This is a genomic window from Pseudomonas sp. SIMBA_068 (genome assembly GCF_046534705.1).
Lineage (GTDB): Bacteria > Pseudomonadota > Gammaproteobacteria > Pseudomonadales > Pseudomonadaceae > Aquipseudomonas > Aquipseudomonas putida.
In genome coordinates this window covers 24,130-49,404 of record NZ_JAWRYI010000013.1, presented here as the reverse complement: position 1 = coordinate 49,404, position 25,275 = coordinate 24,130, and the positions used below count along the sequence as shown (strand labels likewise).

General features: G+C 63.1%; 25 protein-coding genes. 17 read left to right on the top strand and 8 right to left on the bottom strand.

Annotated features, from left to right (window positions below; genetic code table 11):
• Positions 1–7: 7 nt before the first annotated feature.
• The gene (gene moaA, locus SB756_RS24705; protein WP_341796534.1) at positions 8–1,012 is read right to left on the bottom strand and encodes a GTP 3',8-cyclase MoaA; all 1,005 of its coding nucleotides are present in this window, start codon (positions 1,010–1,012) and stop codon (positions 8–10) included.
• A 225-nt stretch (positions 1,013–1,237) separates the two neighbouring features.
• Between moaA and SB756_RS24700 the strand changes: the two genes are divergently transcribed.
• Positions 1,238–3,568 carry an FdhF/YdeP family oxidoreductase gene (locus SB756_RS24700; protein WP_341796533.1) on the top strand — a complete coding sequence of 777 codons (2,331 nt, stop codon included), beginning with the start codon at positions 1,238–1,240 and terminating at the stop codon, positions 3,566–3,568.
• A 109-nt stretch (positions 3,569–3,677) separates the two neighbouring features.
• On the opposite strand, the gene SB756_RS24695 is transcribed toward SB756_RS24700, so the two are convergent.
• Positions 3,678–4,136: an Lrp/AsnC family transcriptional regulator gene (locus SB756_RS24695; protein ID WP_049276903.1), complete on the bottom strand. Its 459-nt coding sequence runs from the start codon at positions 4,134–4,136 to the stop codon at positions 3,678–3,680.
• 92 nt (positions 4,137–4,228) lie between these two features.
• Here SB756_RS24695 and SB756_RS24690 point away from each other — a divergent pair, with 92 nt between their 5' ends.
• Positions 4,229–5,410 (top strand): trans-sulfuration enzyme family protein, encoded by a 1,182-nt coding sequence (locus tag SB756_RS24690; protein WP_016498366.1) that lies wholly within the window; start codon positions 4,229–4,231, stop codon positions 5,408–5,410.
• 61 nt (positions 5,411–5,471) lie between these two features.
• On the opposite strand, the gene SB756_RS24685 is transcribed toward SB756_RS24690, so the two are convergent.
• On the bottom strand, positions 5,472–5,708 hold the full coding sequence (locus tag SB756_RS24685; protein ID WP_410912297.1) for a YdcH family protein: 237 nt from the start codon (positions 5,706–5,708) through the stop codon (positions 5,472–5,474).
• A 252-nt stretch (positions 5,709–5,960) separates the two neighbouring features.
• On the opposite strand from SB756_RS24685, the gene SB756_RS24680 reads away from it, so the two are divergent.
• The 4 genes from SB756_RS24680 (at position 5,961) to SB756_RS24665 (ending at position 10,182) form a co-directional block, all read left to right on the top strand.
• The gene (locus SB756_RS24680; protein ID WP_410912295.1) at positions 5,961–7,598 is read left to right on the top strand and encodes a phosphoethanolamine transferase; all 1,638 of its coding nucleotides are present in this window, start codon (positions 5,961–5,963) and stop codon (positions 7,596–7,598) included.
• A 225-nt stretch (positions 7,599–7,823) separates the two neighbouring features.
• Positions 7,824–8,957 carry a ribonuclease D gene (rnd, locus tag SB756_RS24675; RefSeq protein WP_341796530.1) on the top strand — a complete coding sequence of 378 codons (1,134 nt, stop codon included), beginning with the start codon at positions 7,824–7,826 and terminating at the stop codon, positions 8,955–8,957.
• Entirely contained in the window at positions 8,954–9,247 is a 294-nt protein-coding gene (locus SB756_RS24670; protein WP_016488604.1) for a YcgL domain-containing protein, read from the top strand. Before rnd ends, SB756_RS24670 begins: the two co-directional genes overlap by 4 nt.
• Positions 9,248–9,249: 2 nt before the next feature.
• A complete protein-coding gene (locus tag SB756_RS24665) occupies positions 9,250–10,182 on the top strand; it encodes a D-2-hydroxyacid dehydrogenase (RefSeq protein ID WP_234229528.1) in 933 nt (310 codons plus the stop codon).
• A 113-nt stretch (positions 10,183–10,295) separates the two neighbouring features.
• Here SB756_RS24665 and SB756_RS24660 read toward each other — a convergent pair whose 3' ends face one another.
• On the bottom strand, positions 10,296–10,889 hold the full coding sequence (locus SB756_RS24660) for a nitroreductase family protein (protein ID WP_410912292.1): 594 nt from the start codon (positions 10,887–10,889) through the stop codon (positions 10,296–10,298).
• Between the two features lie 143 nt (positions 10,890–11,032).
• Between SB756_RS24660 and SB756_RS24655 the strand changes: the two genes are divergently transcribed.
• A complete protein-coding gene (locus SB756_RS24655) occupies positions 11,033–11,482 on the top strand; it encodes a YcgN family cysteine cluster protein (RefSeq protein ID WP_016498373.1) in 450 nt (149 codons plus the stop codon).
• A gap of 41 nt (positions 11,483–11,523) precedes the next feature.
• Complete coding sequence (locus SB756_RS24650; RefSeq protein WP_394207467.1) at positions 11,524–12,732, top strand: hypothetical protein; 1,209 nt, start codon at positions 11,524–11,526, stop codon at positions 12,730–12,732.
• Between the two features lie 56 nt (positions 12,733–12,788).
• Here the strand turns inward: SB756_RS24650 and SB756_RS24645 are convergent, their stop codons facing one another.
• Positions 12,789–13,127 carry a DUF2892 domain-containing protein gene (locus tag SB756_RS24645; protein WP_410912290.1) on the bottom strand — a complete coding sequence of 113 codons (339 nt, stop codon included), beginning with the start codon at positions 13,125–13,127 and terminating at the stop codon, positions 12,789–12,791.
• Positions 13,128–13,427: 300 nt separating this feature from the next.
• Here SB756_RS24645 and SB756_RS24640 point away from each other — a divergent pair, with 300 nt between their 5' ends.
• The 5 genes from SB756_RS24640 (at position 13,428) to SB756_RS24620 (ending at position 19,504) form a co-directional block, all read left to right on the top strand.
• Positions 13,428–14,144, top strand: a complete 717-nt coding sequence (locus tag SB756_RS24640) for a GntR family transcriptional regulator (protein ID WP_049276917.1) — start codon at positions 13,428–13,430, stop codon at positions 14,142–14,144.
• Between the two features lie 61 nt (positions 14,145–14,205).
• A complete protein-coding gene (locus SB756_RS24635) occupies positions 14,206–15,525 on the top strand; it encodes an NAD(P)/FAD-dependent oxidoreductase (RefSeq protein ID WP_410912287.1) in 1,320 nt (439 codons plus the stop codon).
• A gap of 183 nt (positions 15,526–15,708) precedes the next feature.
• The gene (locus SB756_RS24630) at positions 15,709–17,037 is read left to right on the top strand and encodes an MFS transporter (protein WP_410912285.1); all 1,329 of its coding nucleotides are present in this window, start codon (positions 15,709–15,711) and stop codon (positions 17,035–17,037) included.
• Between the two features lie 69 nt (positions 17,038–17,106).
• Positions 17,107–18,000 (top strand): dihydrodipicolinate synthase family protein, encoded by an 894-nt coding sequence (locus SB756_RS24625; protein WP_410912283.1) that lies wholly within the window; start codon positions 17,107–17,109, stop codon positions 17,998–18,000.
• 13 nt (positions 18,001–18,013) lie between these two features.
• Complete coding sequence (locus SB756_RS24620; RefSeq protein ID WP_410912281.1) at positions 18,014–19,504, top strand: aldehyde dehydrogenase; 1,491 nt, start codon at positions 18,014–18,016, stop codon at positions 19,502–19,504.
• Positions 19,505–19,677: 173 nt separating this feature from the next.
• On the opposite strand, the gene SB756_RS24615 is transcribed toward SB756_RS24620, so the two are convergent.
• Both SB756_RS24615 and SB756_RS24610 read right to left on the bottom strand, forming a co-directional pair.
• On the bottom strand, positions 19,678–20,148 hold the full coding sequence (locus SB756_RS24615) for an RNA methyltransferase (protein WP_016498381.1): 471 nt from the start codon (positions 20,146–20,148) through the stop codon (positions 19,678–19,680).
• A 71-nt stretch (positions 20,149–20,219) separates the two neighbouring features.
• On the bottom strand, positions 20,220–20,591 hold the full coding sequence (locus SB756_RS24610) for a YajD family HNH nuclease (protein WP_016488597.1): 372 nt from the start codon (positions 20,589–20,591) through the stop codon (positions 20,220–20,222).
• A gap of 132 nt (positions 20,592–20,723) precedes the next feature.
• Here SB756_RS24610 and SB756_RS24605 point away from each other — a divergent pair, with 132 nt between their 5' ends.
• Positions 20,724–21,002 (top strand): hypothetical protein, encoded by a 279-nt coding sequence (locus tag SB756_RS24605; protein ID WP_084738417.1) that lies wholly within the window; start codon positions 20,724–20,726, stop codon positions 21,000–21,002.
• A gap of 136 nt (positions 21,003–21,138) precedes the next feature.
• Here SB756_RS24605 and SB756_RS24600 read toward each other — a convergent pair whose 3' ends face one another.
• On the bottom strand, positions 21,139–23,181 hold the full coding sequence (locus SB756_RS24600; protein WP_410912279.1) for a S9 family peptidase: 2,043 nt from the start codon (positions 23,179–23,181) through the stop codon (positions 21,139–21,141).
• Between the two features lie 92 nt (positions 23,182–23,273).
• Between SB756_RS24600 and SB756_RS24595 the strand changes: the two genes are divergently transcribed.
• The 3 genes from SB756_RS24595 to SB756_RS24585 are packed head-to-tail and all read left to right on the top strand — an operon-like array spanning position 23,274 to position 25,093.
• Entirely contained in the window at positions 23,274–23,771 is a 498-nt protein-coding gene (locus SB756_RS24595) for an MFS transporter (protein WP_341796525.1), read from the top strand.
• Between the two features lie 17 nt (positions 23,772–23,788).
• The gene (locus SB756_RS24590) at positions 23,789–24,562 is read left to right on the top strand and encodes a class II glutamine amidotransferase (protein WP_086974630.1); all 774 of its coding nucleotides are present in this window, start codon (positions 23,789–23,791) and stop codon (positions 24,560–24,562) included.
• Positions 24,563–24,571: 9 nt separating this feature from the next.
• Positions 24,572–25,093, top strand: a complete 522-nt coding sequence (locus SB756_RS24585) for a DUF2937 family protein (RefSeq protein ID WP_341796524.1) — start codon at positions 24,572–24,574, stop codon at positions 25,091–25,093.
• Positions 25,094–25,275: the final 182 nt, after the last annotated feature.

Below are 25,275 nucleotides of genomic sequence, written 5' to 3'. Positions count from 1 at the left end.
CGGCCGCTTAGCCGCCGGTCATGTTCATGAAGCGCAGGATCTGCACGTCGCCACCGACTTCGAAGTGATGGCGGTACGGCTTGAGGTGCAGCGAATCGCGGATGGCCTTTTCCAGGCGTTCGGCATTGCCAGGGTGCGCGCGCAGCACATGCTTGAGGTCCACCGAATGTTCATTGCCCAGGCATAGCAGCAGGCGGCCTTCGACCGTCAGGCGCACGCGGTTGCAGGTGGCGCAGAAATTGTGGCTGTGCGGCGATATGAAGCCGACTCGGGTGTTCGCGGTTTCGGCCAGACGCCAGTAGCGGGCCGGGCCCTGTGAGGATTCGGTGGATTCGATCAGGGTGAACTGCTCGGCAAGGCGCTCACGTACTTCATCACTGGAGCAGAACGACTCGCCGCGTTCGTGCTCGCTGATCACCCCAAGCGGCATTTCTTCGATGAAGGTGATGTCCAGTTCGCGATCAATGGCGAAGCGCACGAGGTCGACCAGTTCATGATCGTTGCGGCCCTTGAGCACCACGCAGTTGAGCTTGGTGCGCTTGAACCCGGCCTTGCGTGCGGCGTCGATACCGGCGATGACCTGATGCAGGTCGCCGGTGCGGGTCAGCTGCTTGAAGCGGTCGGCGTCCAGGCTGTCGAGGCTGATGTTCAGGCGCGTCACGCCGGCATCGAACAGCGGCTGGGCCAGGCGCCCGAGTTGCGAGCCGTTGCTGGTCAGGCACAGTTCGCGCAAGCCGGGCAGGGCTGCGATGCGCCCGCACAGGTCGACGATGCCCTGGCGTACCAGTGGCTCGCCGCCGGTCAGGCGGATCTTGCGGGTGCCCAGGGCGACGAAGCGCTCGGCCACCTGGAACAGTTCTTCGAGGCTGAGGATCTGCTGGCGCGGCAGAAACTGCATGTCTTCTGCCATGCAGTACACGCAACGGAAGTCACAGCGGTCGGTGACCGACATCCGCAGGTAGTCGATTTTCCGGTTGAAGCCGTCGATCAGGGCCCGGCTGTTCTGTTCCACGTTCGCGCTCGAATGGGTTGGGACACAACTCCAAGCTATAACCTGGCCGCAGGTGCGTCAAATTGCTTTGTCCGACTGCTTGATCGACGGCCTCTATCATGGCGGCAACCACATTCCCGGCCCATGATCGAAACCGCTTATCACACCGTAAGATCTTTCGATTGGACGCCCCTGCCTCACGCTCAATAGGCTGGAAAAAAGCATCGAAGCGTGAGGATTCATCGCATGAGCCAGGACGAACACATCAGGGACTACAAGGGCGCCGCCGCTGGCTGGGGGGCGCTCAAGAGCGTTACCAAAAGCTGGCTGGGCAGCGAAAATGCCTTCAAGAACCTGCGGGCCATGCTCAAGACCAACCAGAACGGCGGCTTCGACTGCCCCGGCTGTGCCTGGGGCGAGTCGCCGGAAAGCGATATGGTCAAGTTCTGCGAAAACGGCGCCAAGGCGGTTAACTGGGAAGCCACCGGCCGCTCGGTCGACCCGGCCTTCTTCGCCAAATACAGCGTCAGCGCGCTGAAGGACCAGACCGACTACTGGCTCGAATACCAGGGCCGCCTCACGCACCCAATGCGCTACGACGCTGCCACCGATCACTATGTCGAAACCACCTGGCAGGAGGCCTTCGAGCTGGTCGCCACGCACCTGCGTGCGCTGCAGTCGCCCGATGAGGCCGAGTTCTACACCTCGGGCCGGGCCAGCAACGAGGCGGCGTTCCTGTACCAGCTGTTCGTGCGCGCTTACGGCACCAACAACTTCCCCGATTGCTCGAACATGTGCCACGAAGCCAGCGGCGCCGGCATGTCGGAAACCCTCGGGGTGGGCAAGGGCACCGTGGTGTTTCACGACCTAGAGCTGGCCGACGCCATCTTTGTCATCGGCCAGAACCCCGGCACCAACCACCCACGCATGCTCGAACCGCTGCGTGAGGCGGTCAAGCGCGGGGCCCAGGTGGTGTGCTTCAACCCGCTGAAGGAGCGTGGCCTGGAGCGCTTCCAGCACCCGCAGCACCCGTTCGAAATGCTCAGCAACGGCTCCGAGCCGACGTCCAGCGCCTACTTCCGCCCGGCCTTGGGCGGTGACATGGCGGCCATGCGTGGCATTGCCAAATTCCTCTTGCAGTGGGAGCGCGAAGCCCAGGCCAAGGGCGAGCCGGCGGTGTTCGACCATGCTTTCATCGCCGAGCACACCAGCGGCGTCGATGACTACCTGGCAGCGGTGGACGCCACCTCTTGGGAACACATCGTCAAACAGTCGGGCCTGACCCTGGCCGAGATCGAGCTGGCCGCACGCATGTACCGCAAGGCCGAGCGGGTGATCATGTGCTGGGCCATGGGCGTCACCCAGCACCGCCATTCGGTGCCGACCGTGCAGGAAATCGTCAACCTGCAGCTGCTGCGCGGCAACGTCGGCAAGCCCGGCGCCGGCCTGTCGCCGGTGCGCGGCCACAGCAACGTGCAGGGGGACCGCACCATGGGCATCGACGAGAAGCCCAAGGCGGCGCTGCTCGACGCCATCGAAAAACGCTTCCAGTTCCGCGTGCCGCGGGCCCACGGGCACAACGCGGTGCTGGCGATCAAGGCCATGGAAGAGGGCCGGGCTAAGGTGTTCATCGCCTTGGGCGGCAACTTCGCCCAAGCCACCCCGGACACCCCGCGCACCCACGCGGCCCTGCAGAACTGCGCGTTGACCGTGCAGATTTCCACCAAGCTCAACCGCTCGCACCTGGTGACAGGCCGCGATGCGTTGATTTTGCCGTGCCTGGGCCGTACCGAAATCGACCTGCAGGCCGAAGGGCCGCAAGGGGTGACCGTGGAGGACACCTTCAGCATGGTGCACATCTCCAACGGCCAGTTGCGCCCGCGTTCGCCGCACATGCGCTCCGAACCGTGGATCGTCGCCGGCATGGCCAAGGCCACGCTGGGCAATCAGCCGATCGACTGGGAGTATGCGGTGGCCGACTACAACCGCATTCGTGACATGATCGCCGACGTGATCCCGGGTTTCACCGGCTTCAACCAACGCCTGCATAGCCCGGGCGGTTTCCACCTGGGCAACAATGCCGCCGATCGCAAATTCCGCACGGCCACGGGCAAGGCCCGCTTCATGCCCCACGCACTGCCGGAAGAGTTGGTCAACGCCAAGGTGCTGGCGCGGGGTGACAAGCCCGACCTGATCCTGCAGACGCTGCGCTCGCATGACCAGTACAACACCACCCTGTATGGCCTGGATGACCGCTACCGCGGGGTGTTCGGCCTGCGTGAAGTGGTGTTCGTCAACGAGGCCGACATCCGCCGCCTGGGCTTCGAGCCGGGTGAGCAGGTGGACCTGGTGTCGCTGTGGGAGGATGGCGTGGAGCGGAGGGTTTCCGGGTTCCGCCTGGTGGCGTATGACGTGCCTGAGGGGCAGGCAGCGGCGTATTACCCGGAGACCAACCCACTGGTGCCGCTGGAAAGTTATGGCGAGGGGACCTACACCCCGACTTCGAAATTTGTGGCCATCAAGGTCGAGAAAGCCAAGGCGGGGAACCGCATTGCCGCGGTGTTGGCTTCGGATTGACCGGTTGCCTGAGCTGGCCTCTTCGCGGCACAAGGCCGCTCCTACAGGTGATCGCATTCCTCTGTAGGAGCGGCCTTGTGCCGCGAATGGGCTGCAAAGCAGCCCTTGATCACCGATGCACCGGGTAAGCCGTGGTGTACTTCATCTGTTCCATGGCAAAACTGGAGGTGATGTTCGACAGCCCATCGGTACGGGTAATCAGCTTTTTGTAGAACCGGTCATACGCCGCAATATCTCCCACCACCACCCGCAGCATGTAGTCCCAATCCCCCGACATGCGGTAAAACTCCATCACTTCCTCGAACCCGGTCACAGTCGCGGCAAACTGCTCCAGCCAGGCGCTGTCGTGGCGCTGGGTCTTGAGCTGGACGAACACCGTCAGCCCCAGCCCAAGCCGTTCGGGGTCCAGCAGGGCGACACGGCCGAGTATGTAGCCTTCTTCTTCCAGGCGCTTGACCCGCTTCCAGCACGGCGTGGTGGACAGGTTGACGGCCTCGGCCAGGTCCTTGAGCGAGATCGAGGCATCGCGCTGTAGCAGGGTAAGAATGTGCTGGTCGAAACTGTCCATATCGCGCGCGGGCCGTGTAGAAAAATTTTTCACAGATTACCCCAAGGCCAGAAGATTTGGGTTGTGCGATAGTTGCAGCCTTCACTCTGCCAATGGGCCTGACCATGTCCGACAAGCCGCGCAATTTCGCCACCCGTACCATTCACGCCGGCGAGCAGTTCAGCGTCGCCGAAAACGCCATCTTCCCGGCCATCGTCACCGCCAGCTCGTTCACCAAGCGCAGCCTGGACGACAAGCCGGAGTACTCCTACAGCCGGGTCGGCAACCCCACCCGGCATGCCTACGAAACCTGTGTCGCCGCCCTGGAGGAAGGCGTGGGCGCGGTGGCCTGTGCCTCGGGGGTGAATGCCACTGCGACGGTGCTGGAGCTGCTGCCCAAGGACTCCCATGTGGTAGTGATGAACGGCGTGTATGGCGGCACCTTCCGCATCCTGGAAGACTACCGCAGCCGCACCTCGGGCCTGACCACCACCTATGTCGACCTCAACGACCTTGAGGCCGTGGCTGCCGCCATCAAGCCAGAAACCCAGCTGATCTGGATCGAGTCGCCGACCAACCCGTTGCTGCACCTGGTCGACATCAAGGCAGTGTGCGACCTTGCCAGGGCGCGGGGGATTCTCACCTGCATCGACAATACCTTCTGCTCACCGTGGAACCAGCGCCCGATCACCTTGGGCGTGGACCTGGTGATGCACTCGGCCAGCAAGTACATCGGCGGCCACTCCGACCTGACCGGTGGCGTGGTAGTGGCGGCCAATGATGCGCTGCTGGCGCGCCTGCGCCGCATCAGCATGGCGATTGGCGCGGTGCAGGGGCCGTTCGACTGCTACCTCGCCCTGCGCGGCCTGAAGACCCTGGATGTGCGCATGGAACGCCAATGCAGCAACGCCCTGCAGGTGGCACGTTTCCTCGAAGGGCATGCGCAGATCGAGCAGGTGTATTACCCGGGGCTGGAAAGCCACCCCCAGCATGAACTGTGCAAACGCCAGATGCGCAGTGGCGGGGCGGTGGTGGCGATGAAGGTCAAGGGTGATCGGGCCGCGCTCAACCGCCTGGTGGAAGCGCTGCAGATTTTTGTGCTGGCTGACTCGCTGGGCGGGGTGGAGAGCATGATCAACCACTCGTGGACCATGTCGCACTGCTCGCTGAGCCCGGAGCAGAAAGGGGTGATGGGGATCAGCGAGAACCTGCTGCGGCTGTCGATGGGGATCGAGGATTACCGCGACCTGATCGAGGACCTGGATGGTGCACTGAAAGCGCTGGCTGCAGTGTAAGGGCGGCAGGCCTCTTCGCGGGCGAGCCCGCGAAGAGGCCTGCAGGTTTGATGAATTTTTTTCAGGATTTGGGCGGATGGATGATCTGTTCGATCTTGTCCTTGATCAGCAACCGTTCCTTGCGCAGCCGGTTGACGGCGTCGTCGTTGGTACCGTTGCCTTCGGCGGCGACCACCTCCTTGTCCTTGGCGTTGTATTCCTTGTGCAGCGTGTGCAGCGTCTGGTCCTTGTCTATGAGCGCCTGGAATGCATCAGCGGTAACGTGCAGGTCAGCGAGCAGATCATGCGGAACTGGCATTTCTTCACCTCTGTCAGGGTTGTCGGTAAGGTCCTGACCACTGAGGATAGCCGCGTTTGCGCAGGCTTGTGACGGCTGCCAGGCTGAATGCCCGCTGAACCGCTGTCAGGTAATTGATAAAAGACGCAGCTTCACTAAATTGTTACCGTCTTTTTCACGAAAAATTGATGACGCGCTTTCTAGAGTTCGCCCAACTTTCCCACCGTGCCATGCGGCCTGGGAGTTGATAATTACTCTTGATTGCGGACGCTGATGCTCAACTTCAAATCCATGCGGACTGAATGGGTCACGCTGCTGGCCAGCCTTTACCTGCTGATTGGCTTGAACATGTTCCTTTGGGAGCATCTGCAAGAGGTCGTGCCCGCCGGCCTGTCGGGGCTGTGGCTGAGCTTGGCATTTGCCGTGCTGATGTTGTTTGCCTTCAATCTGATCCTCACCTTGTTCGCCTTCCGCTATATATTGAAGCCGTTACTTATCGTGTTGTTCATGAGTGGAGCCGGTGTGGCTTACTTCATGAACCAATACGGTGTACTTATTGATGCCGGCATGTTCCGCAATATGGCTGAGACCAATGTTGCAGAAGTGCGCGACTTGATGTCGCTGAAGTTTGCTGCCTATATCCTGCTGCTGGGCGTGTTGCCTTCGGTGCTGCTGTGGAAAGCGCCTGTCGCCTACCGCCCCTGGCACCGTGAGCTGCTGGGCAAGCTGGTGGTCAGTGGTGCCTGTGTCGTGGCCCTTGGCTCGGTAGCGCTGGTCAACTATCAAGGCTTGTCGTCGCTGTTTCGCAACCACCACGAACTGCGCCTGATGCTCACCCCGAGCAATATCGTCGGGGCCTCCATTGGTTATGTCAGCGAGCGAGTCGGTACTGCTTCGCGCCCGTTCCAGCACTATGGCGAAGATGCCAAGCGTGATGCCGCCTGGCAAAAACATGAGCGCAAGTCGCTGACAGTGCTGGTGGTTGGTGAAAGTGCCCGGGCAGACCATTTCGGCGTGCTGGGCTATGACCGCGATACCACGCCGAACCTGGCCAGGGAACAGGGCCTGTTGGCGTTTTCCGACGTGCACTCGTGCGGTACGGAAACGGCAGTCTCGGTGCCGTGCATGTTCTCGGGCATGAAACGCAAGGATTACGACGCCCGCGTGGCGAAGAACCGCGAAGGGCTGCTGGACATCCTTCAGCGTGCCGGCCTGGCCGTACAATGGCGTGACAACCAGTCAGGCTGCAAGGGTACCTGCGACCGTGTGCAGTTCATTGATGTCAGCAACCTCAAGGACCCCCAGCTGTGCGCCAATGGCGAATGCCATGACGAGATCCTGCTGCAAGGCCTGGACGAGCTGATCGACAACCTCGACAAGGATACCGTGCTGGTGCTGCACCAGATGGGCAGCCACGGCCCGGAATACTTCAAGCGCTACCCCAATGGCGGCGAGCGCTTCACGCCGGTGTGCAAGAGCAACGCGCTGAACCAGTGCAGCGAGCAGGAAATCATCAACGGCTACGACAACACCCTGGCCTACACCGACAAGGTGCTGGCGTCGCTGATCGACACCTTGCGCAGCAAACAGGACAAAGTCGATACGGCCATGATCTACCTGTCCGACCATGGCGAGTCGCTGGGCGAGTACAACCTGTTCCTGCACGGCACGCCTTACGCCATTGCCCCAGAGCAGCAGAAGCACGTGCCGCTGCTGACCTGGTTCTCCGACAGCTACAAGGAAGACTTCGGCCTCGACACCGACTGCCTGGCCAAGCTCAGCGATGCCCCGCTGTCGCAGGACAACCTGTTCCACTCCATGCTCGGCCTGTTACAGGTGCACACCGAGCTCTACCAGCAGTCGCTGGACATGTTCGCCAGCTGCCGGCCTTGGCTGGCGGCCAAGCGCTGAATGCATGGCTGTACCTCCCCCGGTAGGAGCAGCCTTGTGCTGCGAAGAGGCCGGTACAGCCAGCCCATTACCAGAATGCCTGCACCGGCCCTTTCGCAGCACAAGGCTGCTCCTACAAAAAAGGGCCGGTTTGCAGCGCCGTTTATCTACTCCAGGGATGGCGCAGGTTTCACCAGCAGTGCCCGCGCCGTATATACTGCGCGCCAATGTTAGTGGGAGAGCCTCGTGGCCATCGAAATTCACTGGATCCGTGACGACCAGAGCCTGGCCGAACACTGCCGCGACTGGCACCAACTGCCCTTCGTCGCCGTCGACACCGAATTCATGCGGGTCGACACCTTTTACCCGAAAGCCGGGCTGATTCAGATCGGTGACGGCCAGCGGGCCTTCCTGATCGATCCGCTGTTGATCGGCAACTGGCAGCCCTTGGCCGACCTGCTGGAAGACAGTGGCGTGGTCAAGGTGCTGCACGCCTGCAGCGAAGACCTTGAAGTGCTGCTGCGCCTGACCGGCAAGCTGCCGCAGCCGCTGTTCGACACCCAGCTGGCTGCCGGTTACCTGAACCTGGGCTTCAGCATGGGTTATTCGCGCCTGGTGCAAGAGGTGCTGGGTATCGAGCTGCCCAAGGGGGAGACCCGTTCCGACTGGCTGCAGCGCCCGCTCTCGGAAACCCAGGTCAGCTACGCTGCCGAGGATGCCGTGCACCTGGCCGAGCTGTTCACCGCGCTGCGCCCGCGCTTGTCCGACGACAAGTACGCCTGGGTGCTGGAGGACGGTGCCGAACTGGTGGCCGCATTGCGTCGTGAAGTCGAGCCCGAAAGCCTGTACCGCGACGTCAAGCTCGCCTGGAAGCTGGCCCCCCAGCAACTGGCGGTGCTGCGTGAACTGTGCGCCTGGCGCGAGCGCGAAGCCCGCAACCGCGATGTGCCGCGTAACCGCATCCTCAAGGAACACTCGTTGTGGCCCATGGCCAAGAGCCAGCCAAGCAACCTGTCGGCGCTGGCCAAGATCGACGAGATGCACCCGCGCACCATTCGTCAGGACGGTGAGTTCCTCATCCAGCTGATCAAGCGCGCCGGTAGTCTGCCAGCGGAGCAGTGGCCAGCGCCCTTGCCCGAGCCATTGCCGATCGAGGCCGCCGGCATCCTCAAGCAGCTGCGTGCCATCGGCCAGGCCGAAGGCGAGCGCCTGGGGATTACCCCCGAGCTGATGCTGCGCAAGAAAGCCCTGGAGGCGCTGCTCAAGAGCGGCTACCCCAACGGCCCATATCAACTGCCCGATTCGCTGCGCGGCTGGCGCCGTGAGCGCATGGGCCAGGCCCTGCTGGACAACCTCGCAGGTGCCGGAGAGACCCGATGAAACGCATTTGCTCGATCTACAAGAGCCCCCGCAAGAACGAAATGTACCTCTACGTGCTCAAGGCGGACGGCCTGGAGCGCGTGCCCGAAGGCCTGCTGCCGGCCTTCGGTACCCCCATGCACGCGTTTGACCTGGTGCTCAGCCCCGAGCGCAAGCTGGCCCGCGAGGACATCACCAAGGTACTGGAGAACCTCGACAACCAGGGCTACCACCTGCAGATGCCGCCGCTGGAAGATGAGTACATCGAGCACCTGCCCGAAGAGCTGCTGCGCCGTAACGACCCGGTCTGACCATGCGTGTACTGATTGCTGAGCATGAGCATGCTCGATACGCCGGGCTATTGCGTGAAGCAGCGCCTGAAGTGGAAATCCTGACCAGCGGTGACTCCGCCGAACTGGCGCAGCAGGCATCGCAGTGCACGGTGTGGCTGGGCCAGCCGGACCTGCTGGCAAGCTTGCTGCGCCAGGGCCTCAAGCCGCAGTGGATGCAATCGACCTGGGCCGGTATCACGCCGTTGCTGGCCGACGGCCTGCCGCGTGACTATCGCCTGACCCGTGCGGTGGGCATTTTCGGCCAGGTGATGGCCGAGTACATGCTGACCTACATGCTCGGCCATGAGCGCGAGGTGCTGTCGCGCCTGGTCAGCCAGGTCGAGCGGCGCTGGGATGACCGCCCGGGGCGCACGCTGGAAGGGCGCAAGGTGCTGATTGTCGGCACCGGCGACATTGGCCAGCGTGTGGCCGAGTTCCTGCAACCGTTTGGTGTGGTGCTGTACGGTGTGGCCAGCACCGCCCGGGAACAGGCACCGTTTGTCGAGGTGGCGGCCCTGGCCGACTTGCCGCGCATGGTTGGCCAGGTCGACTACGTGATCAACCTGCTGCCGGACACCCCGGCTACCCATGACCTGTATGACGCGGCGCTGTTCAAGTGCTTCCTGCCCACGGCGTTGTTCATCAATGCCGGGCGTGGCGTGGCGGTGGTCGATGCCGACCTGGTCGAAGCGCTGAAGGAAGGCCATCTGGCCGGTGCGGTGATCGATGTCTGTCGGCAGGAACCACTACCCAAACAACACCCGTTCTGGACCGCCTGGGGGCTGTTGCTGACCGGGCACAGTTCGGCACCCACCTCGCCGGCGGCGATGGTGCGGTTGTTTGTCGAGAATGTGCGGGCTTATGAAGCGGGGCAGGGGTTGCGTGGGGAAGTCGACTTCGCCAAGGGCTACTGATTTGTAGTGCCTGTATCGGCCTCTTCGCAGCACAAGGCTGCTCCTGCAGGGCGATGGAGGTCCTGCAGGAGCAGCCTAGTGCTGCGAAGAGGCTAGTGCAGCCTACACAGGCCTTACAGGCTGAAATCACCCTCGGCAGCCAGCTCGCTCAACGGCTTGCGCGGGCTTGGCACTTCACGCGACTGCAGCGCTTCATCCAGGCTGGCCTTGTCACCCAGCTTGCCAATCGCCACCATGGCATGCAGCACGTAGCCCTCGGGAACCTTCAGTTCCTGACGCGCCAGGTCCTGGTCGAATCCGGCCATGCCATGGGTATGCCAGCCGCTGATGCTGGCCTGCAGGGCCAGGTGGCCCCAGGCGGAACCTGTGTCGAAGGTGTGCCACAGCGCCGGTTTTTCTTCTGTGGCGCCCGGGGCGGCAAAGGTGGTCTTGGAAATGATCAGCACCAGCGCCGAGGCGTGTTGCGCCCAGCTGCGGTTGAACGGCACCAGCAGGTTCAGGTAGCGCTCCCAGTTCGGCGTGTCGCGGCGGGCATACAGGAAGCGCCAAGGCTGCGAGTTGTACGCCGACGGTGCCCAGCGTGCGGCTTCCAGGAAGCTCAGCAGGGTTTCTTCGCTGATCGGCTCGGCGGTGAAGGCGCGTGGCGACCAGCGGTTGATGAACTGTTCGTTGATGGCGTAATCGGCAATGCGGGGGGTTGCGCTCATGACAGCTCCTGCAAATGTACGGGAAAGCGGCACGCTACTGCGTCCCGTCGCGACTGACAAGCGGTCTGGCTTTGCCGAAGGCCAGGCTCTAGACTGGCGCCGCCGCGCGCCGTGGCCCCAAGATGAATGCAGGAAACCGTGTGATGATCGCTGAAAACGCGCCGTTCTGGCGGCGCAAGACCCTCGAACAACTCAGCCCGCAAGAGTGGGAGTCGCTGTGCGACGGCTGCGGCCTGTGCTGCCTGCAAAAGCTTGAGGATGAAGACGACAACAGCGTCTATTACACGCGTATCGCCTGCAAGTTGCTGGACATGGATACCTGCCAGTGCAGCGACTATCCCAACCGCTTCGCGCATGTACCGGACTGCATCCAGCTCACCCCGGGCAAGGCCGACCAGTTCACGTGGCTGCCAAGCACCTGCGGTTATCGCCTGGTCAGCGAGGGCAAGGACCTGCCGGCCTGGCACCATCTTGTCTGTGGCGATCGCCAGCAGGTCCATGAACAGCGCATTTCCCAGTCGGGGCGTATGCTCAGGGAGCAGGATGTGCACGAAGACGACTGGGAAGACCACCTGATCTTCCGCGCCAGCTGACCGGCGCGGCCCGCTGCCACGGGGAAACAAGGAGTTTCTGTATGCGTTGCCAGCTGTTCTTGCTGTTGGGCCTGATGGCCAGTTCGCCAGCCTGGGCTAAAAAGGTCGACCTTGACTACCAGGTGCGCCTGTTGCCCGCCAGTGGCCAGGCGGAAGTCCGCCTGACCCTGGCAGAAGGCAGTGCTGTGCGCAGCCTCGACTTCGACCTGGGCAAGGCGGGTGCCTTCAGCGGCTTCCAGGCCGATGGCCAATGGCAACTCAAGGGCCAGCGTGGCGTGTGGCAGCCGGCGGCCGGCAAGACCAGCCTCAGCTACCGCGTGCAGCTCGACCAGAAGCTCGCCAGCGGTGCCTATTCCTCACGTATCACCCCGCACTGGGCGCTGTTCCTCGGCGACCAGCTGGTACCGCCTGCGCGGCTTGACCAGCAAGATGGCACCGAGCTGGTGGCGCGCCTGGCGTTCGACTTGCCCGAGGGCTGGAAGAGTATCGAGACCTCCTGGCCACGCATTGGCAAGGACAAGTTTCGCATCGACAACGTTTCGCGCCTGTTCGACCGCCCGACTGGCTGGATGCTGGCCGGCGACCTGGGTAGCCGCCGTGCCCGCCTGGGCGATACCGAGGTCACCGTGGCCGCGCCGGTGGGGCAGGGCATGCGGCGCATGGACAGCCTGACCTTGCTGACCTACGTCTGGCCGCAGCTGCAGGCGGTGTTCCCGCGCAACCCGCCAAAGCTGCTGCTGGTCGGTGCCCGTGACGGCATGTGGCGCGGGGCAATGGCCGCGCAGGGTTCGCTGTACCTGCACAGCGCCCGGCCGATGGTGAGCGAGAACGGCAGCAGCCCGTTACTGCGCGAAGTGGTGCAGCTGTTTGCGCAGATCCGTGGGCGCGACGGCAATGACTGGCTGGTGGAAAGCCTGACCGACTACTACGCCAGCGAGTTGCTGCGCCGTTCGGGCGGGGTCAGCGATGACCGCTACCAGGCGTGGCAGGCGCGCCTGAGCAAGCAGGGCGCCAAGGTCACCCAGCTCAAGGGCGAACGCGCAAGCCCGGCCCAGGTAGCCCGCGGGGTAATCCTGCTACAGGCACTGGACAAGGAAATCCGCATTCATACCCAGGCCAAGCGTTCGCTGGACGATGTGGTGCGCGGGCTGATGCGGCTGCCCAGCGTAAGCACCGAAGAGTTCGTGCAAATCAGCGAGAACGTGCTGGGCCGCAAGTCCGAGGTACTGCAAAGCAAGGCGTTGCGTTAGACATCCCTGGCGCCTGTATCGGCCCCGCGAAGAGGCCAGTACAGGCGACACAAAGATCAGCTGTCAGCCAACGGATCCTTCCCGGTCACCGTCACTCCCTGCGTCGCCGCCTTGGCGCTGGCCTTCAACGCCTCCAGCTCCGCCGCACTGTGTTCTATATCCGAACGCAAGCGGTGGTACTCCTGCCGATGCCGCTGCCACCACGCCTTGGTCGAGCAATGCCCGCTGACCCCGCGTGCCACCGCAATACCGCCCACCACCATCTGCAGCAAGCCGACCAGCCCGCCATGGCGCAGCCCCTTGCTGAGCATCAGCGCCCCGCCGGCCAGCGAACTGACCCGTTCCAGACCATGAACATTTTGCTGCGAAGCCGCAGCAGCGTGGATATCGAGCATGGCAAGACCTCCGTGTGAAATGTAAGCAGCTGACCTGCCGGAGGCCGCCGGCGTTCATTCGGGTCGCCCAGCGGCGCCAAAAGTGCTCGCTGTGTCGCATTTGGCCAATTACCTGTCTGGTTTGGCAATGCACCCCCAAGGGTGTTTAATCACACCCCGGGAGCCGCTGTAACCCTTGAAAACAAAGGGCCACGCAGTTTTCACCGTTCATCGAGAATGCTGTAGACACATTGTCTAACAGTGCCCTATAGTCGTTATACAAATAGTAGACACAGCTCTATGACAACAAAGAAGGCCGCCATGAAAGCCACCGTCCAACCACTCGCTGCAGAAGTGCCGCAGGACCGCAAAGCCGTCCTCGCCGAAGCACTGCGCCGCCGGATCATGAGCATGGAACTGGCTCCGGGCGCCGTGGTGGACGAACTGGCCCTGTGCGACGAGTTTGGCCTGTCGCGCCCCCCGGTCCGCGAGCTGCTGCGCCAGATTGCCGCTGAAGGCTACATCGAGCTGGAAGCCAACCGCGCGCCACGCGTCGCCGCCATGAACCACGAGTCGCTGCACAGCTTCTACGTTGCGGCGCCGCTTATCTACGTGGCCACTACCCAGCTGGCCGCCACTTACGCCAGCGCTGAAGAAATCGAGGTGCTCAAGGCTATCCAGGCCCAGTTCCGTCAGGCCATCGAAGAACGCGACGTTGAAAACCGCGTGCTCTACAACGACGCCTTCCACCTGGAAATCGGCAAGATGGCGCACAACGACTACCTGATGCCGAGCCTGCGTCGCCTGCTGATCGATCACACCCGATTGGGCAAGATCTTCTATCGCCATCCCACTACCGATGACATGCAGCGCGACCTCGAAATCGCCTGCGAGCAGCACGAGCAGATGATTCAGGCCATCGAGCGCCGCGACCCGCAAGCGGCTGGCCAGCTGGTGCGCGATCACTTCGAACTGTCGCGCCGCCGCATGGCCGAGTACGCCGCGCCGCAAGGGCTGGATGTACCGATTCAGATATGAATTACCAAGGTCAGGCCACCGGCGTTGACCACCCGTCGACAACACGATCCAGGTTAGTGAGATGACAAGAATAAGTTCGTTACCTGCCGATGATGCCACCTGTGGCTGGTACCACCTGAGCAAACCGCGTACGCCACGGCCGGCCCACAGTGGGCACAGCCAGGCGCGCTGGGTGGTGGTCGGCGCAGGCTTCACCGGGCTGGCGGCCGCACGACAGCTGGCAACGAACTTTCCGCATGACGAGATCGTACTGGTCGAAGCGCAGGAGGTTGGCTTCGGCACTTCCGGGCGCAACGCCGGCTTTGCCATCGACCTGCCGCACGATATCGGCGCCGAGGATTACATTGGTGACATCGACATCGCCAAGACGATCCTCAAGCTCAACCTGGGTGGGCAGCAATGCCTCAAGGACCTGATCGAGCGCTACAACATCGATTGCCAGTTCCGCCATTGCGGCAAATACCAGGCGGCCATCGAAGACCGCGGCATTGCCGTGCTGGATGCCTACCGCCGCGGCCTGGACAAACTGGGTCAACCCTACGAAGTGGTCGAGGGCCGCGACCTGCCCGATCATATCGGCACGGATTTCTACCGCAAAGGCCTGTTCACGCCAGGCACAGCCTTGTTGCAACCCTCGGCGCTGGTCAAAGGCCTGGCCGATAGCCTGCCGTCCAACGTCTCGCTGTACGAGCACACACCGATCACCGACGTCGAGTATGGCGACAAGGTGGTGCTGCGCCACACCAAGGGTTCCATCACCGCCGACAAGCTGGTGCTCACCACCAACGCCTTCGGCATGAGCTTCGGTTTCCTCAAGGGGCGCATGCTGCCGGTGTTTACCTACGCCAGTATCACCCGCCCGCTGACCGAGGAAGAACAGGCGCGCCTGGGCGGTAAACCCTACTGGGGCGTGATCCCGGCCGACCCGTTCGGCACCACCCTGCGCCGCACCGTCGACAACCGCCTGCTGATCCGTAACAGCTTCAGCTACAACCCCGACGGCCGTAGCAACCGCAAATATCTGGAACGCTTTGTTCAGCGCCACCGCGAATCGTTCGCCCGGCGTTTTCCGATGTTGCCTGGGGTGAACTTTGAATATACCTGGGGCGGTGCGCTGGCGCTGTCGCGCAACCACATGGGCTTCTTCGGCAAGTTGGCGCCTAATGTCGTCGGCGCACTGTGCTGTAACGGGCTGGGCGTTACCCGAGGCACGGTCACCGGCAAGTTGCTGGCCGACTGGCTGGCGGGCGACAAGCACGAACTGATCGAGTTTTTGCTCAATGCCCCGGGGCCTTGTGCAAACCCGCCGCAGCCCTTGGTTTCCTTGGGCTTGAACGCCAACCTGATGTGGGGGCGGTTCCGCGCTGGCAAAGAAAGCTGATCGCTGCCTGAGTTAGACCAAAGAGCATTTTACGTCGGCGTTAGTTGGCCGGCACGGGCACGGCTTGCCCGAATTTTATGATCGAGATGCGTCGTCCGATCACCCGGGGCTGAAGGCAGTTTTCAGTTTCGCGGACACGCTCGCCTTGAAAATGTGCATGTAGCCGAAATGGCAGGAACAACAATGACAAATCCGAATGTTTCGATTGAAGATGTACCGATCAACAACTTCCACCAATTGCTGACCTTGCGTTCTGGCGGCGGTTCGTTCGTCGATGGCTATGTACTGAGCATCATTGGCGTGGCCATGGTGCAGATGTCTGCAGGCCTGAGCCTGAACAGTTTCTGGCAGGGCATGATCGCCGCTTCGGCGTTGATCGGCATTTTCTTCGGTGGTTTTTTCGGCGGTTGGCTAACCGACCGCTTCGGCCGCAAACGCGTGTTTTTCGTTGGCCCGACCCTGTTTATCCTGGCCTCGGTCGCGCAGTTCTGGGTGGAGTCGGCGCTGGTTCTGTTCCTGCTGCGGTTTGCCATCGGCATTGCCGTAGGCATCGAATACCCGGTTGCAACTTCGCTGCTGGTGGAGTTCCTGCCTAAGAAGAACCGTGGCCCGCGCCTAGCTACCCTGACGGTGTTGTGGTTTGCCGGCGCCGCTACCGCCTACCTGGCCGGTGAGGCCATCCTGCGCCAGGGTGGCGACGATGCCTGGCGCCTGGTGCTGGCCAGTGCGGCCGTCATTGGTGCGCTGCTGTTCGCCATCCGCCTGGGTACCCCGGAATCGCCGCGCTGGCTGATCAGCAAAGGCCGCTTGGCCGAGGCCGAGCAGGTGATCAAGCGCGTCTACGGCAACGGCTTTTCGCTGAAGAACCTGCCGGAAGAGCCCAAGGCCCGCAAGCTGTCATTCCTCAGCCTGCTGCACTCCGGCTACGGCAAACGCATGCTGTTCGTCACCATGTTCTGGACCTGCTCGGTGATCCCGGTATTCGCCGTGTACGCATTCGCCCCGAAAGTGCTGGGCGCGCTGAACCTGAAAGGTGACTGGGCATCGATCGGCTCCATCGCCATCACTTTCCTGTTCGTGGTGGGCTGCATCGTGGGCACCCGCCTGCTCAACACCCTCGGTCGGCGCACCACGCTGCTGCACAGCTTCTTCTGGTCGGGGCTGGCACTGCTGGGCCTGGGTGCCTTCAGCAATGGCAACGAGATGCTAATCCTGGTGCTGTTCGGTGCCTATGCCCTGTTCATCGGTGGCGCCCAAGTGCTGCAACTGGTGTACCCCAACGAATTGTTCCCTACCGAAATCCGTGCCGGCGCCGTGGGCGTGGGCACTTCCATGTCGCGGGTCGGTGCGGCAGTCGGCACCTGGCTGGTGCCCATCGCGCTCGACAGCTATGGCATCGGCGCCACCATGTATGCCGCTGCCGCCGTGACCTTTGTCGGCCTGGCCTTCTCGGTCGCCCTGGCCCCGGAAACCCGTTCGCTGAACCTGCAACAAGCGGCTTCGTTGAGCTGAAACCTTACGCCGCCGCGTGGTTGCGTGGCGACTCTTTACAACACTGAGCAACGCACTGGAGAACCTACCGTGAAATTCGAAGGCATCTACACCCCGGCAATCAGCCCGCTGGCTGCGGACGGCTCGATCGACAAGGCGGCGTTCGCCGAGGTCCTCGAATACCTGGTCGAGTCGAAAATCCACGGCGTCATCATTGGTGGCTCCACCGGCGAGTACTACGCCCACACCACCCAGGAGCGCATCGAGCTGGCCGCCCAGGCCAAGGACGTGCTCCACGGCCGCCTGCCGCTGATCGTCGGTACCGGTGGCATCCGCACCGAAGACGCCGTGGCTTTCGCCCAGCACGCCAAGGAGATCAAGGCTGACGCGCTGCTGGTCGGCACACCGCCGTACGCCCTGCCGACCCAACAGGAAATCGCCTTGCACGTCAAAGCGGTCGACGCCGCTGCCGACCTGCCGATCATGCTCTACAACTACCCGGGCCGCATGAGCGTAAGCATGGGCGAAGAGTTCTTCGATGCCGTGGCTGATGTGAAGAACATCGTCGCCATCAAGGAAAGCTCCGGCGACATGGCCCAACTGCACCGCCTGGCCATCCATCGCCCGAACATCCAGCTGTCGTGCGGCTGGGACGACCAGGCCCTGGAGTTCTTCGCCTGGGGCGCCCAGAGCTGGGTCTGCGCCGGCTCCAACTTCATTCCGCGTGAGCACGTGGCCCTGTACGAGGCCTGCGTGATCGAAAAGAACTTTGCCAAAGGCCGCAAGATCATGGCCGCCATGATGCCGCTGATGGACTACCTCGAAGGTGGCAAGTTCGTCCAGTCGATCAAGTACGGCTGCGCCCTCAATGGCTTGAGCACCGGTGGCGTGCGCAAGCCGCTGTACGACCTCGACGCTGGCGAGAAGCAGGAACTGCAACGTGTGGTCAGCGAACTGAAGGCCACCATCGCCCAGATCAAATAAGGAGGCTGGAAAAATGGCTGAATTGCTGAGCAAGGAACAATACGCGGCCATCGCCGCTGACCTGCAACTGCGCACCCAGGCATTCATCGACGGTGAATTCCGTGATGCCATCTCGGGCCGCACCTTCGTCACCACCAACCCAGCCACCGGCAAGCAACTGGCCGAAGTCGCCGCCTGTGACGTCAATGACGTCAACGTGGCCGTAGCGGCTGCCAAGCGTGTGTTCGAAGAGGGCACCTGGTCGAAGATGCAGCCGAACGACCGCAAGCACGTGTTGCAGAAGTTCGCCCAGCTGCTGGAAGACAACGCCCACGAACTGGCGGTGCTGGAAGCGCTGGACAGCGGCAAGCCGGTCAGCGAGTGCCAGACCGTCGATGTGCCGGAAACCATCCACACCATTCGCTGGCACGCCGAGCTGATCGACAAGATCTACGACGCCACTGCCCCGACCGGGAACGCTGCCGTGACCATGGTGGTGCGTGAAGCCATCGGCGTGGTCGGCCTGGTGCTGCCGTGGAACTTCCCGCTGCTGATGCTGGCCTGGAAGATCGCCCCGTCGCTGGCTGCCGGTTGCTCGATCGTGGTCAAGCCCGCCAAGGAAACCACCCTCAGCGCACTGCGCGTGGCCGAGCTGGCCCATGAGGCTGGTATTCCGGCCGCTGTGTTCAACCTGGTGCCTGGTGGTGGCCGTGAAGTGGGCGAGGCCATCGGCCGCCACATGGACATCCCGATGGTCAGCTTCACCGGCTCCACCGACACTGGCCGCCTGTTCCTGAAATACGCTGCCGAGTCCAACCTCAAGCGCATCGTCCTGGAGCTAGGTGGCAAGAACCCGGCCGTGGTCATGAACGACTGCGAAGACCTGGACGAAGTGGCCCAGTTCGTCACCGCCGGCGCGTTCTGGAACATGGGCGAGAACTGCTCTGCTTCTTCGCGCCTGATCGTGCACAAGGATGTGAAGGATGAGCTGCTGGGCCTGATGGCCAAGCACCTGAAGGACTGGAAACTGGGAGACCCGATGGACCCGGACAATCGCCTGGGCGCCATGGTCAGCAAGTCGCACTTCGAGAAGGTGAAGTCGTACCTGGAATACGCTGCCGAGCAAAAACTCAGCATTGTCCAGGGTGGCGAAACCGAGCAAGGCGTGTACGTGCAGCCGACCATCGTCGACAACGTAGGCCGCGACAACAAGCTGTTCGTGGAAGAAATCTTTGGCCCGGTGCTGAGCGTGACCAGCTTCGAGACCATTGATGAAGCCATCGAACTGGCCAACGACACCATCTACGGTCTGGCGGCTTCGGCGTACACCGGCAGTCTGCGCAATGCGTTGCGCCTGTCGCGTGAAATCCGCGCGGGTGTGGTCACGGTCAACTGCTTCGGCGAAGGTGACGTGACTACGCCGTTCGGTGGCTACAAAGAGTCTGGCTTTGGTGGGCGCGACAAGTCCATCTGGGCACACGACCAGTACACGGAGCTGAAGAGCATCTGGATCAACGCTTCGTGATCTGAGCAAGAGCGGTGCTGTTCTGACGGAGCTCAGCACCTGGCCGCCCTGTGCTGGCAGGGCTGGCCCTTTCGCAGCACAAGGCTGCTCCTACCGGGTTCACACTGCCCGCTGTTGTAGGAGCAGCCTTGCGCTGCGAAGAGGCCGGTCCCGCTGTCGCAGTGGCGGCCTTTTTATTTGAACTTGGGCCCCGAGCGGGTATTAAGCCCCTTGGCCAAGCGGTCATACAGCACCACATTCACCGTCGCCGCCAGGTTCATGCAGCCTTCGGTGGGGATGTAGATGGTTTCTTCGCACCACGCCCGGACCTCGGGGCTGAGGCTGCCGTCTTCCGGCCCGAAGATGTAGATGGCCCGGTCCGGGTGGGTATAGTCCGGCAGGGGGCGCGCACCTTCCACCAGCTCCACCGCCACCGGCGTACAGCCCAGCGGGATGATGCGCTGCAGGTCATCGATGCCGATCAGCGGGATGTCGTAGTGCACGCGCTTGGTGTCGGTGACGAAGTCACGCGCGCGTTCGTAGCGTTTGCCGGTGTAGAACACCGAATTGACGCCATAGCAGCCCGCAGCGCGCATCACCGAGCCGACGTTTTCTGCCGACTTGGGGTTGAACAGGCCGATGCAGCTGTATCGTTTGTTTGCCACGTACCGGGGCCCTTCGCGAAAAAAGCGCGATTATACGGGCTGCCCGGTAGTAGCGGGGGCCGAATCGATGGTCAGTCTTTCTTCAACATGCCCGCCAGCGCGGCGAACGGGTTGTGGGTGGCCTTGGCGATACTCGGCGTGCTGGTGGAGCCTTCGCTGAAGTACTGCTGGTCGGTGTAGCGCGAATGCTCGTTGTCATGGCAGTACAGGCATAGCAGCTCCCAGTTGGAGCCGTCCTGCGGGTTGTTGTCGTGGTTGTGGTCACGGTGGTGCACGGTCAGCTCGCTCAGGCGCTTGCCGGCGAATTCGCGGGCGCAGCGGCCGCACACGTGCGGGTACATTCTCAGGGCCTTGTCGCGGTAGCCCATTTCCTTGTCACGCTTGGCATCGGCCAGGATGCGGTCGAGGCGCGCGGTGGCGGCGGCGGAAGAGGTGGAGCTCATGGTGTTTCCTTTGTTCTGATCAGGCAAATGACGGTTATGGCATTGAGTCTAGCGCGCTTGCAGGGCAGGCGGACAGGCGAAAGCGGTGATTTAGGCGTAGCCTGTAAGCAGGTTCCCGACAGGAGGTTGCTGATGTTTCACGCGATCCTCACCGCGTTGTTGATGGCTGGCCTGCCCATGGCCGAAGCTGCCAGCACGCCACCACGACTCACTACGCCAGTGCCTGGTGCACCGGGTACGCCCACGCCCACGCCATACCCGCAGATAACCCCGAGTACACCGCCCAAGGCTTACGACAGCCAGCCGGGGGCGCCCTTGTTGCCGCCAATGCCAGTGCCCGGGCCGCCGAAGGACCAGCCATTGCCGGGGTTGCGCCAAGACCCGCCGAGGCCGGCGGCGCAGGATGATTGAGCATGAGCGGCCTGCGCCGGTCTTGTGGGAGCGGGCATGCCCGCGAACACCGGCGTAGCCGGTGCCAGGCACCGCGTTGAATGCTTCGCGGGCTTGCCCGCTCCCACAGGTATCGCGCAGGTGCTCAAACCTCCCTTCATGCGATACCTAATTCGCCAAACACGAACGCATATTCCAGAGCCACATCCTTCAACCCCTGGTACCGCCCGCTCATCCCGCCGTGCCCAGCCCCCATTTCGGTCTTGAGCAGCAGCAGGTTGTTGTCGGTCTTGCGCGTCCGCAAGCGCGCCACCCACTTGGCTGCTTCCCAGTACTGCACGCGGCTGTCGTTGTAGCCCGCTACCACCAGCATCGCCGGGTAGGCCTGCGCTTTTACATTCTCGTAGGGCGCATACGCCTTGATCCGCTCATACACCTCCGGCTCCTCCGGGTTGCCCCATTCGTCGTACTCGGTCACCGTCAGTGGCAGCTCGGGGTCGAGCATGGTGTTGAGCACGTCGACAAACGGCACTTCGGCAATCGCACAGCGGAACAGCTCGGGCCGCAGGTTCAGCACTGCGCCTATCAGCAGGCCGCCGGCGCTACCGCCGCTGATGGCCAGCCGCTCGGCAGTGGTCACGCCCTCGGCAATCAGGTGCTCGGCGCAGGCGATGAAGTCGCTGAAGGTGTTGGGCTTGTGCTCCTGCTTGCCGGCGCGGTACCAGGCTTCGCCCAGCTCGCCGCCGCCGCGCACGTGGGCGATGGCAAAGGCCACGCCGCGTTCCAGCAGGCTCAGGCGGGCATGGGAGAACCACGGGTCGAGGCTTTCGCCATAGGCGCCGTAACCGTACAGGTACAACGGCACGGTTTTGCCCAGGTCCTGGCGGCGACGCACCAGGCTGATCGGCACCTGGGTGCCATCCGCGGCGGTTGCCCACAGGCGCTCGCTCACATAGTCATCGGCATCGAACGCACCCAGCACCGGGGTTTCCTTGAGCACCGCCTGGGCGCCCGTGGCCAGCGCCAGCTGGCGCACCTGGGCTGGGCGGTTGAGCGCTTCGTAGCGCAGGCGTACGCGCGTGCTGGCGAACTCCAGGCTGTCTTGCACGTACAGGCTGTAGGCAGCGTCGGGGAGTTCCACGCGGTAGGCCGGCAGGCCTTGCGGGCGTACTTCGATGATCGGCAGGCCACCTTCGCGCAGGCTCAGGGTCAGGGCGCCGGCATTCAGGCTGAGGCCTTCGAGCATGATCGCATCGCGGTGTGCCACCAGCACCTGCCATTGTTCACGGCTGGGCACCGGTGTGACCGGGGCGTGGTACAGGGCGAAGTTGATACCGTCCTGGTTGGTGCGGATGAACCAGCGCCACTCGCCATCGAGCTGGCCATGGTCGGGGAAGTACTCATGGCCTTCGACACGCGGCGCCAGGCAGGTGAACGGCGCCTGCGGGGTTTCGGCGTCCAGTACCCAGGCCTCGCTGGTGGTCTTGCTGTTCAGCAGCAGCACCAGCTGGCACTCGGAACTGGTGCGGTAGCAGTGCAGGAAGAAGCGCCCGTCTGGTTCTTCGAACACGGTCTGCGCATCGTCGCTGCCCAGGGTGTGGCGGCGCAGCCGCCAAGGCCGGTGGGTGTCGTCCAGTTCGGCGAAGAACAGCGTCTGGCTGTCGTTGGCCCAGGTCAGGCTGCCGTCGCAGTCGTCGAAGGGCAGGGCGGTGATGCTGCCAGTGGCCAGGTCCTTGACGTACAGGGTGTAGATTTCATCGCCGCTGGTATCGAGGCTGTAGGCCAGCAGGCGGTGGTCGGGGCTGACGTTGAACGCCCCCAGCGACAGGAAGCCGCCATTGGCCAGGGCGTTGGGGTCGAGCAGCAGCTGCTCCTGGCTTTCATCGACGGTGTTCGAGTCGTCGGCCGGGCGCGGGCAGCGGTAGTGGCGTGGGTATTCGTCGCCTGCGGTGGTGCGGGTGTAATACAGGTAAGGGCCCCAGGGTGCCGGCAGCGACAGGTCGGTTTCCAGGATGCGGCCCTTGATCTCTTCGAACAAGTGCTCGCGCAACGGCGCCTGGTCGGCCAGGCAGGCTTCCTGGTAGGCGTTTTCGGCTTGCAGGTAGGCGAGTACCTCGGGGGTGTCGCGCTGCTGCAGCCAGGCGTACGGGTCGGCGGCGTTGTCGGCGTGGGCGATGGGCGGCTGAGGCTTGTTGGGCATTGGTGATCTCTTGGCTAGGGACAGGCAAACACTGTCTGCGCCCGGAAAAGTGTTTATCATAGGCATCTCTTTGCCTGGCTTGCACGAACACCATGACCGAGAACGACTACACCTTCGCCTGGGGCCTGTACGCCGTGGCCGCCCTGGGCTGCCTGCTGGTGGCCTTCAAGGTCACCAGCTGGATGTGGCGCTGGCTGCGCGAACCGCTGCGGGTGGTGCTGGCCGTGCTGCTGCTGACCCCGACCGTGGTCGACCCGGTCAAGGACAGCTTCGCCCCGGCCATCGCCATCACCGCCCTGGATGTCGCCTTCAAGGTCGGCAACAACGCCTGGCGTGCGGTGTCCGACTTCGCCATGTACGGCATGATTGCCTTCGGCCTGTATTTCCTCTTCGTGCTGCTGCGCTGGCCGCTGGAAAAGCGCGCCCGCGAGCGCCGTGCGCAAGCCGAGGACGCCGCCAAGCGCCAGGCGGACGAGGATAACCAGGTCGGCGGGCAAGCCCCCTTGGCCGCCGAGCGCGGCGACCGTTACCGCGACGACCCACGCCCTGCCGCACCCCGCGGCAATGGCCGGGTCGAGCCCCGTCTGTAAACGGAGGAGACACGCCAGTGTGCGAACTGCTGGGCATGAGTGCCAACGTCCCCACCGACATCGTTTTCAGCTTCACCGGCCTGATGCAGCGCGGTGGCCGTACCGGCCCGCACCGTGATGGCTGGGGCATCGGCTTCTACGAAGGCCGTGGCCTGCGCCTGTTCCAGGACCCGGCCGCGAGCAGCGAGTCGGAAGTGGCCAACCTGGTGCAGCGCTACCCGATCAAGAGCGAAGTGGTAATTGGCCATATCCGTCAGGCCAACGTCGGCAAGGTCTGCCTGTCCAACACCCACCCGTTCGTGCGGGAAATGTGGGGCCGCAACTGGTGCTTCGCGCACAACGGGCAATTGGGCGACTTCAAGGGCCTGGCCAGCTTCTACCGGCCGGTGGGCGACACCGACAGCGAAGCGGCTTTCTGCGACCTGCTCAACCGCATCCGCAGTGCCTTCCCCGAGCCGGTGCCGGTGGAACAGCTGCTACCGGTGCTGGTCGAAGCTTGTGCCGGCTACCGTGGCCTGGGCGTGTTCAACTGCATGCTCAGCGACGGCGACTGGCTGTTCTGCTTCTGCTCGACCAAGCTGGTGCACATTACCCGCCGTGCGCCGTTTGGTGCCGCGCGGTTGAAGGATGTCGACCTTATCGTCGATTTTCATACCGAAACCACCCCCAACGACGTGGTCACGGTGATTGCCACCGAGGCCCTGACCGAGAACGAGACCTGGCACCGCTACGAGCCGGGTCAATGGGCCCTGTGGCGGCACGGCGAGTGCGTGGCGCACGGCCAGAGCTAAGGACGCTGCATGTTCAGAAGTTACCTGCGGTTGCTGCTGTTCACCTTCGGCCTGCTGGCCGGTATCCAGGTCCCGGGGCTGGTCAAGGACTATAGCCAGCGGGTGGAGGCGCACCTGTTCGAATCGCGCGAGGCGCTTGATGGGTTCCGGCAAACCGCCGAGCGCTTCTTCAAGGGCGACTTGCAGGCGTTGCTGCAGCATTACCGCAGCAGTGACGACCCGGTGTTCAATAGTGATGCCAACAGCATCGAAAGCCTGATGATCCGCAACCAACTGCTGGAAAACGAATGGCAGGCGCTGCAAGGGCCTTGGGCCCAGCGTACCTGGCATGTGCTGGTGCAGGCCGACCCGCAGCTGCGCGAAGAAACGCTCAATGGTTACAGCTACCAGATCCTGCTGGTGCCCGAGGCGATTGGCTGGGGTGTAGGCGCGGGGTTTGTGCTGGCCTTCGTGGTCGAAAGCCTGGTGCTGGGGCTTGGCTGGGTGATCCTGGGCGGGCGGCGCAGGGCGGTGAAAGAAAGCTGGCGCTGACGCCTTACTAAATCAGTTTGTACGCAGCCCCAGCAATTTGTGCATCGCTGCTGAACCCCTGGGGGCTGCTGTGCAGCCCTTTCGCGGCACAAGGCCGCTCCTACAAGGGCCGAGTCAGCCTGTGAGAAGTGGGGCGGTTGAAATCGGTTAGACCCAGCACTCCGCTGCCCCCTGCGGCGGCC